Genomic DNA, 14770 nt, shown 5'->3' on the forward strand with positions numbered 1-14770 from the left:
GGTGGGTCCCCTGGGGTGATGGCGTGACTTCGCATGGGCGATGTTGAGGCACCACCCGATTCAAGCATCGCAACCCTGAATACCCGGCGTCAGCGCGAGGCGCCCCCCTCTGTCCTGCCGGATATCTCCCCCTCAAGGTGGGAGATTAGCTGTCACGCCGGCTTTCGCCAATCGCCAGCGTTTCCATACCCTCACCGCCTGGCAATATCCTTCGCCACCGCCTGCGCCTCGATGCCGATCTCGCGCAGCAGGCCGGTGACCGGGTTGTAGAAACCGACGAGATAGACGCCGAGCTCGCTCGCCCGCGCATTCACGCCGCTCTTGTGTGGCCTGAGCTCCGTCGGCAGGAAGCCGTCATAGGCCGGGCGGTATCCGGTGGCGAAAATCGCCGCGTCGAATTTTTTCTCCACCCCATCGGCGAATTCCACGCCATCCTCGGTGAAGCGCGCAATGTCCGGGGCGATGCCGATCCTTCCCTGCTTGATCGCCGCCACCGTGCCGACGTCGATCACCGGAATGCGGCCGGCTTCGATCCCTTGCAGGATGCCCTGTTTCGGCCGAACGATGCCGTATCTCTCCAGCCGGCCCAGCGCCAGATCGAGGATTTTCGGGAACATCCAGTCGTTCAGCGCCTGCGGCATCGGCCGACTGGCGATGCCCACCATCTGGATCGGCACGCCGAACAGCTGGCGCGGCACGATGTGGGCGCCTTTGCGCACCGAGATAGTGGGTTTGGCGCCGCTTTCGGCGAGATCAAGCGCGATCTCCGCGCCCGTGTTGCCCATGCCGACGACCAGCACGTTTTTGCCGACATAGGGCTCGGCCTCGGTGTAGGCGGCGCTGTGCAGCAGCTTGCCCCTGAAAGCTTCGACGCCCGGGAAGCTTGGCATAGCCGGCTGGGCATTGTTGCCGGTGGCGACGACAACCTTGCGGGCATTGAAGAGCCCGGCATCGGTCTGGACCAGCAGGCGGCCGCCTTCGCGGCGGATGGATTTCACCGTCACGCCGAAGCGCGGCTCGAGCCCGAAACGCCCGGCATAGGCATCGAGATATTCGACCACCTTCTCGCGCGGCACATAGCGCGGATGGCTTTTCGGAAACGGCACGAAGGGCAGCGACGAGAGGGACTTCACCGTGTGCAGATGCAGCCGCCGGTAATGCCGGCGCCAGGCCGGCGCAACCTCATCGGCCTTTTCAAGGATGATGAAATCCCGCCTAGCCTGTTTGAGGCAAGCGGCAATCGCGAGCCCGGCTGGACCGGCGCCGACGATGACGACATTGGTGTCCAAAGGCCTCTCCTCCCGCCCCAGCCGCAGAAGCTATGACGAGAGGCGTAGGGGCGACAAGTAGGGAGAAGCCCCTACTCCACCGCGCCCGGCGTCTCTGGCTCGTCCTCGGGCGGTTCGAGGATCTCGATCAGTTTTGCCACGCGGGCGCCGGGCATAGCGTGGCCTTCATTGACCAGCGCCTCATCGGCGCCGATCCAGGCGAAGGCCTCGCGCAGTTCCTCGAGGCTGGCGCCGGTGAGCGCGATGTCGGCGATGACGGCCTCGTCGACCGGCCCAAGCACGGAAATGATGTCGTTGCGGGTCATCTGTCCTCCCCCATGGGTCGGGATGATTGCCCAAGGAAACGGCTGACGGGCGGAGTGGGTTCCGATGGCCGCGACGCGTCGTTCCACTCCGAGAGACAACCCTCCTCAGCTCTTCTTCGCCATTCCGGCCGCGGCAAGCGTTTCCATCCCTTCGCCGAGATGCTTCTTCAACACGGCCACCGCTTCCTTCACGTCGCGCCTGCGGCAGGCGGCGATGAGCTCGCGATGCTCGGCCTGCGAGCGGCTGCGGTAGTTGAGGTTGGAGAGAAGGATGCGGACATAGCGGTCGGCGGCGTTGTGATGCGCCTCGATCAGCGACAGCAGGCGCTGGTTGCCGCAGGCGCCGTAGAGCGCCAGATGAAAGACCCGGTTCAGCGCGCCCCAGCGGCCGACATCGGGCTCGGCGTCGATGCGGGCCAGCACGTCCTCGGCCTCGTCGAGCCTGTCGTCGCTCAATGCCGGCAAGGAAAGTCGCAGCGCCTCGGCCTCCAGCAGCTCGCGCAGCGCGAAGATCTCGCGGATTTCGGTCGTGTCCATGCCCGCGACATGCGCGCCCTTGGTCGGGTGGATCGACACGATGCCCTCGGCCTCGAGCTGGCGCAGCGCGTCTCGGATCGGCATGCGGCTGAAGCCGAAACGCGCAGCCAGATCGTCCTGGCGCAGCGCCGTGCCGGCGGCCAGGCTGCCGTCGGCGATCGCCTCGCGCAGCACGTCGGCGACCTGCTCGGCCACCGTCAGCGGCCGGCGCATCTCGGCGAAATTCCGCATCGCGATTCCTCCTGCCATTGCGCCTGCCTAGCAGAAAGCGCCTTGTGCGGATACTGTATTTTCGTATACGAGTATACAACAATCAAATTGAACCCGACCAGGGATCCGGAGGAGGAGAAGCCATGCCGACTGCCACGCACAAACCTGTTGAAGCCCTTATCATCGGCGGCGGCATTGCTGGCTGCACGCTGGCGCGCGAGCTGTCGTCGCACGGCGTCAAGACGCTTGTGCTTGAGCAGGCCGTGGTCGCGGCCGAATCCTCGGGCCGCAACACCGGCACCTTGCTCAGCGGACCGCAGCCGGAAGTCGTCGAGATGCTCGACGCCTCCGCCGCCATCTATGCCGAGCTGGCCGATGGGTCGGTGCCGTTCGAGTTCGCGCCCATCGGCCACCTGCTGATCTCTGAAAGCGAGGAGGACTTCGAGGCGGCCGCAACCGTGGCCGAGCGCTACCGCGCCGCCGGCGTCACGATGGACAAGGTCGGCGGCGGCGAGCTTGCGCGCGATCACAAGCGCATCGGCTTCCGCGTCGCCGGCGGCTATCATGTCGGCCGCGCCTGGACGCTGGAGCCGATGGGCGCCACGCACGCCTTCGCTCATGCCGCGCGCGAGGCCGGCGCCACGATCCGCACCGGCCTGCGCGTCGCCCAGATCCGCTCGAGGGGCGGCAAGGTCGAGGGCGTGCTGACCGACCAGGGCATCATCCCGGCCGATCTCGTCTTCATCGCCAACGGATTATGGATGCCGGAGCTTTTGCGCCGCACGGTGGGTGACGGGCCGCTGCCGGCGCTCCCCTTCACCGCCGGCCGCGGCTGGCTGATCCAGCTCGGCCGGCTCGACTTCGAACTGCCCTTCATCGTCGAGGAACTGACATGGCCCGACCAGAAAGAACTGGGACGGCGCATGAAGCTTTCCGGCCTCGCCGACGTCGCCGCGCAGCGCGACGACCAGCCGGCTGTCGAAGCGATCTGCCTCAACCCGATGCGCGGCGGCGACGCCAGGCTCGGCGCCTCGGTGCAGCCGGCCTTCCGCGACCTCGTGCGCAACACCGACATGGCGTCGCGCATCGCGGCGCGCACGCTGAGGATGCTGCCTGGCCTCGGCTCGCCCCGGGTGATCAACGCCTATCCCGGCAACCGTCCGATGCTGTCGGACGGGCTGCCGGTCGCGGGCCGCACGGCGGTCGAAGGGCTCTATGTGCATGGCGGCATGGGTTCGATCGGCATGCACGCGGCGCCTGCCACCGCGCGCTGGCTGGTGGAGGCGGTGCTGTCGGGCGACGGCAATCCGCCGCAAGGGTGGTTGCGGCCGCAGCGATTCGCAGGTTGGTGAAGACGAGGCGACGCGGCGGCTTGTCTCCTCCCTTGCGGGGGAGATAGAACGGCGCTTCTCGTCCGCAATCCATGGATCCCCGTGAAGCCCGCTCTCCTCCTCGCCGCCCTGCTCCTGTCCACGCCGGCGCTTGCCGACTGGAAGCCCATCGAAAAAATCGAGACCTATGCCGTCTCGGGCGAAAGCGCGGAGCAGCTCTATTTGTCGATCGGCGAGAAAGGCCCGCTAGTCGGCACGACCGGCAGCGCGCGGCGCGTCATCGCGCATACGTTCTTCAAGCTGACCTGGCAGCGCGATTACCAGCCGCAGGGCAATGCCTGCGTGCTGAAAACGGCGCGGCCGAAGCTGATCATCACCTACACGCTGCCCAAGCCGGCGGGAAAGCTCGCGCCCGCTTTGCAGGCGCGCTGGGACACCTTCGCCGCCGGGCTGATCGCGCATGAGAAGGTGCACGGCGCCGGCATCGTCGACATGGTCGACAAGATCGTCGCCTTCAGCACCGGCCTCACCGCCGAGAACGATCCAGGCTGCAAGAAGGTCAGGGCCGAGCTGACGGCCTATCTCGACAAGCTCTCCAAAGCGCAGCGCCAGGACAGCCGCGACTTCGACAAGGTCGAGTTCGGGCAAGACGGCAACATGCTGAAGCTGATCGCGGCGTTTTTGGGGGCCACGCCTAAAAACTGATCTCCACCGCCGGGGCACTTCGCCTCGCCTCGCCGTGGAATACCGCCTCGATGTTGTTGCCGTCGGGGTCGAGCAGGAAGCAGGCATAGTAGCCGGGATGGTAGCGGCGCTCGCCTGGCGCGCCATTGTCCTTGCCGCCGGCGGCCAGCCCGGCCTGATAGAAGGCATCGACCATGGCGCGGTCCTTCGCCTGGAAAGCGAGATGGTGGCGGCCGGTGAGCACGCCGAGCGCGGCGCGGCTGTCTGCGCTGGAGACGAACAACTCGTCGGCCCAGAAATAATCCTGCGCCTCGCCGCCGATCGGGATGCCCAGCACCTCGAACAGGGCGCCGTAGAAACGCCGGCTGGCCTTGAGGTCGCGCACCACCAGCTGGATATGGTCGAGGAGCCGGCCGCGATAGAGTTCCATGGATGACGCCTCCTCCTGAATGCTGCGGCTCAATCTAGAAGGGCCCACAGTCGGGTCAATGCGGGGTCTTGCAGGCTGCTGACAGTTGGAGACGCCGGCGGGACAGCGCCCCCTCAGGCAATCGGCGATCACCGCCCCAAAAAATCCGGATAAAAAATGCAACCAGATTTGTAGGATCGGCTCCGGCCCTGGCGTCCTTCGGACGCAAGCGGCCCGGTGGACTGGAAAAACCGTGCCGCATCAAACAGGATGCCTTTCGGCATGGGAGCAGAACCATGAACCATTCCTATCGTTGGGTCATCGTCGCGGCCGGCGCGCTGATGACCTGCGTGGCGCTCGGCGCCATGTTTTCGCTGGCGATCTTCCTGGAGCCGATGTCGCTCGACACCAACTGGTCGCGCACCGGCATTTCCAGCGCCATGACCTTGAATTTCCTCGTCATGGGCCTCGGCGGCTTCGCCTGGGGCGCGATCTATGACCGGGTCGGCGCCAGGCCCGTCGTGCTGGCGGGCGCCGTGCTGCTCGGCCTGTCGCTGGTGGTGGCGAGCCGCGCCAATTCGCTGCTGGTCTTCCAGCTCAGCTACGGCGTGATCGTAGGCCTTGCGGCCAGCGCCTTCTTCGCGCCGATGATCGCGCTCACCACCACCTGGTTCGACACCAACCGCAGCCTCGCCGTCTCGCTGGTCTCGGCCGGCATGGGTGTCGCGCCGATGACCATCTCGCCCTTCGCGCGCTGGCTGATCACGGCCTATGACTGGCGCACAGCCATGTTCGACATCGGCATCATGGCCTGGGTGCTGCTGTTGCCCGCCGTGTTCCTGGTGCGCCAGCCGCCGGCGGCGGCCGCCGCAGGCGACGGCGCGCCCTCGCCCGCAGCCGACGATCCCGGCATGAGCGTCGGCCAGGCGCTGCGCTCGCCGCAATTCATCGTGCTGGGCCTCACCTTCTTCGCCTGCTGCGCGGCGCATTCGGGCCCGATCTTCCACATGGTGAGCTATGCCATGTCGTGCGGCGTGGCGCCGATGGCGGCCGTGTCGATCTACAGCGTCGAGGGGCTGGCCGGCCTTGGCGGGCGCGTGCTCTACGGCGTGCTCGGCGACAGGCTGGGCGTCAAGCCGGTGCTGGTCACCGGGCTCGCCATCCAAGGGCTGGTGATCGCCGCTTACCTGACTGTCGGCCAACTCGAGCAGTTCTACCTCTTGGCAATCATCTTCGGCGCCACCTATGGCGGCGTGATGCCGCTCTACGCGGTGCTGGCGCGCGAATATTTCGGCCTGCGCATCATCGGCACCATCCTTGGCGCGGCCACGATGCTCTCAAGCCTCGGCATGTCGCTCGGGCCGCTTGCCGGCGGCATGATCTACGATGCCACCGCCAGCTACCACTGGCTGTTCATCGGCTCGGCGCTGATCGGGCTGGGCGCGGCCGGCATCGCCATCGCCTTCCCGCCGCAACCCAGCCGGCAGAAGCTGCAGATGGCTTGACGAGGATTGGACATGCGGCCGCCTGACGGAAAGCGGCCGCAGTCCGTAGCTAGTTCAACGACTGGCGGCGCGGCGGTGGCGCGGGATGGCGCTTTTCGAGCTCCGCTGCGGCCGCCCGGCGGCCTGTCTTGCGCAGGCGCTCGAGATAGGCCGGCAGTTCGTCGCGTGTGTGGAACGGCCCGCCCTCGCGCATCACCGTCACCAGCGGGTCGACGTCGCCGTCGCTGCGCCTGGCCATTTCGGTGCGCCAGTCCTCCAGCAGGCGGCTGGCATGGTCGACGATATCGGGCCTTTCGGCGGTCAGGTCGTTCTCCTCATGCGGATCGTCCGACAGGTTGAACAGGCTGACCGGGCCGAAATCCTTGTAGCCGTCATGGTAGGTGCGCAGCATCAGCCAGTCTGCGCCCGCATGGCGGAAGCGCACGCCGCGCTGCACCGCCCAGGCGCCCTGACTCAGCACCAGGAAATCGCGACCGCCCTGCTCTCCCTGGCTGAGCGCCGCGGCGAAGGAGCGGCCGTCCCACAGCGCCGGCACGGTGCCGCCGAGACGATCGATCAGCGTTGCTGCCCAGTCGAAATGATAGTGCAGCCCGTCATTGACGCCGCGCAGGTCCTTGGCGCCTGGCCAGCGGATGATCAGCGGCACGTTGCAGGTGTATTCGTCGGCGGTCTGGTGATCGCCCCAGACATTGAGCTCGCCGAGATTTTCGCCATGGTCGGCGCCGATAACGATGATGGTCTTGTCGAACAGGTCCTGGCGCTTCAGCTCCTCGACGATCAGGCCGATGTAGTGGTCGGCATAGAGGATGCCGGTGTCGTAGCCGTCGAACCAGGCCTTCACGTCGGCCATCGTGTCGATCGGCGCCGGCATGCGCCGCCATTTCGAGCCACCCGGCGCAACGTCGAAGCCTGACGGCTCCTGCGGGCTGTGCGGGCCATAGCCGGCATGGGATTTCTCGAACATCTTCTCGGTCACCCAGGCCGGCATCGGCTCCTTGGCGAAGGGATCGCCAAAGGCATCGGGCGCGCGGTAAGGCGTGTGCGGGTCCCAGACATTGACGTGCAGGAACCACTGTTTCTGCGCGCCGTTGCGCTTCAGCCAGTCCAGCGCCAGCGCCGAGACCTCGTCGGCGTTTTCCATGCCGGCCTTGCCCGGATTGATGATCTCGTTGAAGCCGGCATACCAGTGCCAGCAGCCATGCCGCTCGCCGAAGCTGGAGATGGTGGTGGTGTAGTAGCCGAGGTCGCGCAGCGCGCGCATCCAGCCTTCTTCGTAGAAAGTGCCGGCCCAGGCGCGCTCGGCGCCCTCTCGGAACGGCTCGCAGGCGGTGCCGCCATGGCCGACGACGCCGGTGCGCATGCCGTGGCGGCCGCTCCACAGCGCTGTGCGCGAGGGATGGCAGGGAACGTCGGAGACATAGACATTCTCGAAGCGCATGCCCTCCGCCGCCAGGCTGTCGATCGCCGGCGAGGTGTTGCGGTGGTAGCCATAGCAGCCGAGATGGTCGCGCCTCAGGCTGTCGATGTCGATGTAAAGGACGTTCATTGGGGACTTGGTCATCGGGCACTCTTTTGGGGATGAACTTGCCGGAGCCACCGGCTCACAGGTGGTTGCCGCCCCGCCGACGGCGGCACGGCGGGGTCGGTCAGGCCTGCAGGTAAAGGTCGGCCATGTAGTAGTCCTTCGGGTCGAGCGAGGTGTCGAACTTGCCGAAGCTCTTGAACAGCTCGTTCATGGCGCGGAACCAGCCGGCGACGGTGCCGTCCTTGGTGAGCTTCACGACATCGGCCGACGTCATCAGCTTGCCGTAGCCAGCCTCGGTCTTGAGCTGGTCGGCCGGGATGCCGAGCTGCTTGGCGGTGATGTCGACCGCCTCGTCGAGATGGGCGGCGCGATAATCCTGCGCTTCCTTGATGGCGCCGATCACCTTCTTGATCAGGTCGGGGTTCTTCTCGACCAGATCGTTGCGGGCAATGAACACGCTTGGGAAAGTGGTGGCCGGATAAAAATCGTCGTTCTTGGCGATCTCGACCAGGTCGGGCACGGTCTTCTTGATGATGCCGACGAAGGGATACCAGATGCCGGCGGCGTCGACCTGCTTGGAGGAGAAGGCCGCGACCACCGTGCTCGGGTCCATCGGCACCATCTCGATGTCTTCAACCTTCATGCCGGCCTTGGCGAGCGCCAGCCTCAGCAGCATATCCCCGGAGGTGCCGGCCGGCACCGCGACCTTCTTGCCCTTGAGGTCGGCGACCGACTTGATGCCGGCCTGGGCAATGACGCGGTCGGAGAAGCCGACATCGTTGACGGCGATGATCTTGGCCTTGCCGGTAGCCGGCAGCCACAACGCGCCTGGCCCGAGATAGCCGAATTCCAGGCTGTTGGCGCCAAGCGCCTGGACCTGGATCGGACCGTTGGTGAAGACCTTGGTGGTGGCGCTGACGCCATGCTTGGCCCAGAGGTCCTTGGCGTCGGCGATGCTGGCGATGGAAGCGCCCCAGAAATCACCGTTGTAGCCGATGCGGGCGGTATCGTCCGCGGCGCTGGCCGGCAGCGCGCCGGCCGCCAGGATCGCGGCCGAAGCGGCCATGAAGTCACGTCTGTTCAATGTCATGTTCTCTCTCCCTGTTGTCATTGATATTCGTCGCTGGACCGCCCTCACCGGGCGGCTTGCGCGGCGGGCGGCTGGTGGTAGACGGCGTGCCAGACCCGGTTGCGGATGGCGGCGAATTCGGGTGATAGGCGGATCTGCTCGGTGCGCGGATAAGGCAGGTCGACCTCGATGACCTCCTGCAGCCGGCCCGGCCGCGCCGCCATGACGACGACGCGATTGGCGAGATAAACCGCCTCGTCGACGTCGTGGGTGATGAACATCACCGTTCGGCGCTCGCGGCTCCAGGTTTCCAGAAGCTGGTCCTGCAGTTGGACGCGGGTCAGCGCGTCGAGCGCGCCGAAGGGCTCGTCCATCAAAAGGATGACCGGATCGACGGCATAGGCGCGGGCGATGGCGCAGCGCTGCTTCATGCCGCCCGACAAGGTCTTCGGCAAGGCGTCGGCGAACTGGCTTAGACCGACCAGGTCGATGAAGCGCTCGGCGATCTCGCGCCGGCGCGCGGCCGGCTCGCCCCTGATGCGCAGGCCGAACTCGACATTGTCGCGCACGGTGAGCCAGGGGAACAACGCATATTGCTGGAAGATCATGCCGCGCTCCGGCCCCGGGCCGCTGACCGGCCTGCCGTCCACCGTCACGCGGCCGTCGCTTGCCTCGAGCAGGCCGGCCGCGATGTTGAGCGCCGTGGATTTGCCGCAGCCCGAAGGGCCGACCACGGTGACGAACTCGCCGTCGCCGACATCGAGCGAGAAACGGTCGAGCGCCAGGAAGGAACTGCCCTTGAGATCGAAGCGGCGCGAGACGTTGTCGAAGACGATCTTCGGGGTCATATCCGCTCCTGCCAGATGGTGAGCCGCCGCTCGATCGCCTGCAGCGCGCGGTCCATGGCGAGGCCGAGAATGCCGATGGCGAACAGGCTGACGAAGATCGTCGGCAGGTCGTAGTAGAGCTGCGCCTGCTGCATGCGGTAGCCGAGGCCGGACTGGGCGGCGATCAGCTCGGCCGCGACCACCGTCGCCCAGGCCGATCCCAGCCCGATGCGCACGCCGACCAGGATGAAAGGCGTCGAGGCCGGCACGACGACGCGGCGGAAGATGGTGAAGTCGCCGGCGCCGAGCACGCGCGCGGCGTTGATCATGGTGCGGTCGACGCTGATCACGCCCTGATAGGTGGCGACCACGCTGGCGAGGAAGGAGGCGAGGAAGATGACGAAGATCTTCGGCGTCTCCTCGATACCCATCGTGACGATGGCCAGGGGAATGATGGCCAGCGGCGGGATCATGCGGAAGAATTGCAGGTAAGGTTCGACGAGAGCCCGCGCCACCTTGTACCAGCCCATGGCGAAGCCGACCGGAATGGCGAGCAGGACGCCGAGCAGGAAGCCGGCCAGCACGCGCGCCAGGCTGGCGGCGGTGTCGCGCAGCAGCTGGCCGTTGCCGGCAAGCTCGATGAAACGCGTCAGCACGTCAGGCGGCCGCGGCAGGCCGACGGCCCCGCTGGCGGTGAGCGCCCACCAGATCGCGATGCCGGCAATAACGCCCGCAATGTTCAAGGCAAGGCTGCCATAGTCGAAGGCGGCCGGCCGGCCGGCCGAGGACGCGGCGCGCGGCTTTTCAGCAACCGAATTCATCGCGGAGCCCCCGAATAGAACAGATGGTCGAGCGCCACGGCCGCGCCGCCGATGGCGCCGGCGCCCGGCCCGATGCTCGAGCGCTCGAAGCGCATCGTGTCGCGCATCGGCGGCAGAACGCGCGGCGGCACGCCGGCGCGGATGGCGTCGATGAAGCTCTCCGGCGCCTCGCCGAGATGGCCGCCGAAGACGATCAGGTCCGGATTGAGCAGGTTGGCGGCGCTGGCGATGGCCGTCGTCAGGTGGCGCACGGCATCGTTCCAGACCTCTGGGTGCTTTTCGACGGCGGCAAGCAGGCGCTTGGGATGCGGCGTGTCCACGCCCGCAGCGCGCGACAGCGCCCGTTCGGACAGGAAGGTCTCCAGGCAGCCGGTGCTGCCGCAGGCGCAGCGCGCGCCATGCTCGACGACCTGGATATGGCCGAGCTCGACCGCGCCATGGCCACCGGGCCGGAATGGCCGGCCGTCTACCACCAGCCCGGCGCCGAGGCCGGTGCGCAGATAGATATAGAGCAGCGCGGAGGCCTCACGGCCGATGCCGTAGCGCGACTCCGCCAGCGCCATGGCGCTGACATTGTGCTCGACGACGACTGGCATGCCGAGCGCGCCTTCGAGCTCGTCGGCGAAGGCGACGTCGCGCCAGTCGTAGTTGATCGACAACAGGTTGCGCCGTCGCTTGATGTCGACGGGGCCAGGCACGCCCAGCCCCATGCCGAGGATCTTCGAGCGGTCGGCGCCGGTCTTGCGGACGAGGGCGTCGACCATGCGGGCAACCTTGGCGATGACACGGGCCGGCTCGATGGTCGAGGTATCGAAATGGAAGGAATCGAGCTGCTTGACCGAGGCCTTCAGATCGGTGACCGCGGCGTGGATGGTGCCGGCGCCGATATGCACGCCCACGACATGATGGGCATCGGGCACCAGCGCCAGGCCGACGGCCGGCCGGCCGATCGGCGCCCCGCCCCCGGTCGCCTGGGTAAGCTCGGTGACGATGCCGTCCTTCAGGAGCTGTGCGGTCAGATGGGTGAGCGCGGTCGGCGACAGCGCCGTGCGCCGCGCCAGCTCCGCCCGCGACTGCGGACCGTCATCCCTCAGGATGCGCAGGATCGCGCCATGATGGATGCCCATTGTTCCTCCCATTTATTTTCTAATCTTTAGAAATTAATTGGATTGTGTCAAGGACGGCGAGCACGTTCTTTCCTCGCCCCACGCAAGTGGGCAGAGGTGGCTCGGCGGAGCCGAGACGGAGAGGGGGAACGCGCAGACTTCGCAAGTTTCTTTCCTCTCTGCGAGACAGAGCGCCCTACGAAGCCCCCCTCTCCGGCCGCGGCGCGGCCACCTCTCCCCCGCCTGTCGGCGGGGGCGAGGAAGCCCAATCGCCTCATCCAGTCCCCGTGCCCGTGCGCACGGCCTCGCGGTCGCTCTCGTCGCGTTTCACCCGTTCGTCGGAGATCAGCACCACCGGACATGGACTGCGCCGCAGGACGCCCGTCGTCGTCTCGCCGAAGATCAGCTCTTCGCCCTGGCGCCGCGCCACGCCCATGACGATCAACGCCACGCTGCGGCCGGCCTGGCGGGCGATGGCATCGGCGGCGGCGGCTCGACTGCGAATGGCCGTCTCGATCTCGACGCCATAGCGGTCGGCGAGCGCGACGATGTCCTTCAGCACCGCTTCCCTGCGACGGTGCGAGACGGTGTCGCGCGGCTCGTCGCGACCGACCCTGGCGACATAGAGCATCTTGACCGGCGCGCCGGTGACGGCGGCGATGGCGAGGGCCAGCTCGGCGCCGCGGCGCGCAACCGCCGTGCCGTTGACGGGCACCAGTATCTTGCCCGATCCCGGTTCGAGCCGCGGCATCTGACGGCCGGCGCTCGTCGGCTTCAGCACAAGGCAGAGCGGCCCGTCGAAGGCGCCTGTGACTTCGTTCAGCCGATGCGAGAAGGCGCCCTTGGAAGTGACCGCGCGGCCGAGGCCGACAAGCAGCATGCCGTAGCCCTTGCGCGCTTCCTTCGCGACCGCCTCGGCCGAAAGCACTTCATGCTGGCGGCGGGTGACCGGCGCTTCGCGCACCGGCGCCTCGTCGCCCTTTTTCGCCGCCTCGCGGCTGTCCTCCGCGCCCTTCTCGATTTCCTCCAGATGCAGCCCCTCGGTCGGCTCGGCATCGATCTCGCCGCTGGAATGCAGCACCGTCGTCGGCTTGCCGGCGCCGATGACGCCCGCAAGGTAAGCGGCGAAGCGTCCGACGACGCCCTCGTCGACCACCACCAGCAGCCGCTCCAGATTGGCGACGAAGCCGCGCTGGTCGATCTCCTCGCGCTCCAGCCGCTTCTTTTCCTTCTCGCCCATCGGCAGGCGGCGCAGCGCCCAGCGCAAGGTCGGCGGCATGACCAAAGTGGTGATGACGGCCATGGTGACGATCATGGTGAAGAGGTTGTGCGAAAGCACGCCCATCGACAGGCCGATCGAGGCGACGATGACCTCCGTGGAACCACGCGCATTCATGCCGCAGCCGACGGCGATGCCTTCGGCGCGGCTCATGCCGGCGGCTTCCGCGCCGATGAAAGCGCCGCCGAACTTGCCGATCGAGGCGATCACCACCAGCGCCAGGGTGAGCAGCGCGAGCTGCGGATCGAGAAGCACGGTGAGATCGGCCGACAGGCCGGCGACGCCGAAGAACACCGGCATGAACAGCGCGGTGATGATGCCGCGCAACTGCCCTTCGATGTGACGCGACAGGATCGGCGACTCGCCCACCAATATGCCGGCAACGAAGGCGCCGAGCACGGTGTGCACGCCGATCAGGTCGGTGATCAGCGCCATGGCGCCCATGATGGCGAGGATGACGGTGACGACCGCATATTCCGAGCGGAAGGTGTCGTTGGTCCAGCGGATGGCGTCGAAGACGATGCGGCGCCCGAGCGTGAAGGAAAACGCCATGAAGGCGGCGACGCCGGCGATGGTCAAAGCCAGGCTGCCGATCTCGATGCGCCCCTTGGTGGCGATGCCGATGGTAATGGCGATGATCACCCAGCCGATCGTGTCCTCGATGATGGCAGAGGAGACGATGACCTGGCCGAGATCGCGGCGCATGAAGTTCATGTCGCGCACCACCATGGCGACGATCTTGACCGAGGAGATGGAGAGCGCAGTGCCGAGGAAGAGCCCGGCGACGATGCGCTCGCTGCCGGCGGCAAGCAGCGTGGCCGGCATGAACTGGGCGGCGATGAAGCCGAGCGCGAAGGGGATGGCCACGCCCGCGGCCGAGATGGAAAAGCACGCGCGGCCGACGCGGCGCACGAGCCTCAGATCCGTCTCCATGCCGGTGAGCAGGAGCAGCATCAGGACACCGAGCTGGGCGATGGCGTTGATCATCGACTTTTGCGATGGATCGTTGGCGAAGATCAACCGTTCGGCCGCCGGCCAGACCCAGTCGAGCAGCGAGGGCCCGAGCAGGATACCGCCGATCAACTGCCCCATCACCGCAGGCTGGCCCAGTATTTCCAGCACCTCGCCAATGCCGCGGCCGACGACAAGCAGCAGGATCAGCTCGGCGACGAAAATGCCCTCCGAGGACATCCCGGTTTTCTCTGCCGCGAAAGCAATGGCGGGCATCAGGGCGAGCGCCGCAGCACCAAGCGCGATCCAGACCGACAGCGACCGGCGCCGATTGAGCATGTTGAACAATGTCTGCACCCCTCGTTCCTCGCGCCGGCATAACGGTTTGGCGCAAGGATCGGTTGCACGGAGGCGGCCGCCGTTTCCTCGCCCCATGAAATGGGGAGAGGTGGCTCGGCGAAGCCGAGACGGAGAGGGGGAGCGCCGGTTCGACCGGCAAAAGCACTTTGAAGAGGAAGACTCCCGCCCTACAAAGCCCCCTCTCCGTCCGCCTCGCGGACACCTCTCCCCGCCTTTGGCGGGCGAGGAAACGCGCCCCTACAATTCTAATCAAATGCCACCGCCGATCTTTGCTTCCCGGTAAATCGACTCGGCGATGGTCGCGCCGTGGCGGGCAATAAGGAGAAGCTAATGAAAAGCGACTTTGCCGCCGCCCACCTGCACCTCGACCGGGCCTGCCATTACCTGCGCGGCGACGATGAAACGAGCCGCGCGGCGCTTGCGGCGCTCGACCTTGTGATCGAGGCAGTGGCGGCCGCTCAGCATGCGAGGCCGATGGCCGATGTGCTGCCCTTTCCGCGGCGCGCGAATGGCGGTCTTCCCCCACTTGCATCCTGACTTATCCGCCTGAAAAGGCGGGAAC

General features: G+C 66.9%; 14 protein-coding genes. 4 read left to right on the top strand and 10 right to left on the bottom strand.

Features of this window, described 5'->3' with window-relative positions; translation table 11 throughout:
* Positions 1 to 191: 191 nt before the first annotated feature.
* The 3 genes from LB572_RS05595 to LB572_RS05605 form a co-directional block, all read right to left on the bottom strand.
* Positions 192 to 1289, bottom strand: a complete 1098-nt coding sequence (locus tag LB572_RS05595; protein WP_224667018.1) for a flavin-containing monooxygenase — start codon at positions 1287 to 1289, stop codon at positions 192 to 194.
* A 71-nt stretch (positions 1290 to 1360) separates the two neighbouring features.
* The gene (locus tag LB572_RS05600; protein WP_224667019.1) at positions 1361 to 1594 is read right to left on the bottom strand and encodes a hypothetical protein; all 234 of its coding nucleotides are present in this window, start codon (positions 1592 to 1594) and stop codon (positions 1361 to 1363) included.
* Positions 1595 to 1699: 105 nt separating this feature from the next.
* The gene (locus LB572_RS05605; RefSeq protein WP_224667020.1) at positions 1700 to 2362 is read right to left on the bottom strand and encodes a GntR family transcriptional regulator; all 663 of its coding nucleotides are present in this window, start codon (positions 2360 to 2362) and stop codon (positions 1700 to 1702) included.
* Between the two features lie 122 nt (positions 2363 to 2484).
* Here LB572_RS05605 and LB572_RS05610 point away from each other — a divergent pair, with 122 nt between their 5' ends.
* Together LB572_RS05610 and LB572_RS05615 are read left to right on the top strand one after the other, a co-directional pair.
* A complete protein-coding gene (locus LB572_RS05610) occupies positions 2485 to 3693 on the top strand; it encodes an NAD(P)/FAD-dependent oxidoreductase (RefSeq protein WP_224667021.1) in 1209 nt (402 codons plus the stop codon).
* Positions 3694 to 3774: 81 nt separating this feature from the next.
* A complete protein-coding gene (locus tag LB572_RS05615) occupies positions 3775 to 4377 on the top strand; it encodes a DUF922 domain-containing Zn-dependent protease (protein ID WP_224667022.1) in 603 nt (200 codons plus the stop codon).
* Here the strand turns inward: LB572_RS05615 and LB572_RS05620 are convergent.
* A complete protein-coding gene (locus LB572_RS05620; RefSeq protein ID WP_140807515.1) occupies positions 4367 to 4786 on the bottom strand; it encodes a VOC family protein in 420 nt (139 codons plus the stop codon). The genes LB572_RS05615 and LB572_RS05620 overlap by 11 nt on opposite strands.
* A 275-nt stretch (positions 4787 to 5061) precedes the next feature.
* Between LB572_RS05620 and LB572_RS05625 the strand changes: the two genes are divergently transcribed.
* Positions 5062 to 6270: an MFS transporter gene (locus LB572_RS05625; protein ID WP_224667023.1), complete on the top strand. Its 1209-nt coding sequence runs from the start codon at positions 5062 to 5064 to the stop codon at positions 6268 to 6270.
* A 49-nt stretch (positions 6271 to 6319) separates the two neighbouring features.
* Here LB572_RS05625 and LB572_RS05630 read toward each other — a convergent pair whose 3' ends face one another.
* The 6 genes from LB572_RS05630 to LB572_RS05655 form a co-directional block, all read right to left on the bottom strand.
* Positions 6320 to 7816: a sulfatase-like hydrolase/transferase gene (locus tag LB572_RS05630; protein WP_318014005.1), complete on the bottom strand. Its 1497-nt coding sequence runs from the start codon at positions 7814 to 7816 to the stop codon at positions 6320 to 6322.
* Between the two features lie 100 nt (positions 7817 to 7916).
* Positions 7917 to 8879: an aliphatic sulfonate ABC transporter substrate-binding protein gene (locus LB572_RS05635; protein WP_224667126.1), complete on the bottom strand. Its 963-nt coding sequence runs from the start codon at positions 8877 to 8879 to the stop codon at positions 7917 to 7919.
* A 50-nt stretch (positions 8880 to 8929) separates the two neighbouring features.
* Entirely contained in the window at positions 8930 to 9712 is a 783-nt protein-coding gene (locus tag LB572_RS05640) for an ABC transporter ATP-binding protein (protein WP_140807513.1), read from the bottom strand.
* Positions 9709 to 10512: an ABC transporter permease gene (locus LB572_RS05645; protein WP_140807512.1), complete on the bottom strand. Its 804-nt coding sequence runs from the start codon at positions 10510 to 10512 to the stop codon at positions 9709 to 9711. The genes LB572_RS05640 and LB572_RS05645 overlap by 4 nt, the downstream gene beginning before the upstream one ends.
* Positions 10509 to 11639 carry an ROK family transcriptional regulator gene (locus LB572_RS05650; protein ID WP_224667024.1) on the bottom strand — a complete coding sequence of 377 codons (1131 nt, stop codon included), beginning with the start codon at positions 11637 to 11639 and terminating at the stop codon, positions 10509 to 10511. Before LB572_RS05650 ends, LB572_RS05645 begins: the two co-directional genes overlap by 4 nt.
* 253 nt (positions 11640 to 11892) lie before the next feature.
* Positions 11893 to 14124 carry a cation:proton antiporter gene (locus tag LB572_RS05655; protein WP_224667127.1) on the bottom strand — a complete coding sequence of 744 codons (2232 nt, stop codon included), beginning with the start codon at positions 14122 to 14124 and terminating at the stop codon, positions 11893 to 11895.
* 414 nt (positions 14125 to 14538) lie between these two features.
* Between LB572_RS05655 and LB572_RS05660 the strand changes: the two genes are divergently transcribed.
* Positions 14539 to 14745: a hypothetical protein gene (locus LB572_RS05660; protein WP_201414746.1), complete on the top strand. Its 207-nt coding sequence runs from the start codon at positions 14539 to 14541 to the stop codon at positions 14743 to 14745.
* Positions 14746 to 14770 lie beyond the last annotated feature (25 nt).

The sequence above is a fragment of the Mesorhizobium sp. BH1-1-5 genome, assembly GCF_020165615.1.
Lineage (GTDB): Bacteria > Pseudomonadota > Alphaproteobacteria > Rhizobiales > Rhizobiaceae > Mesorhizobium.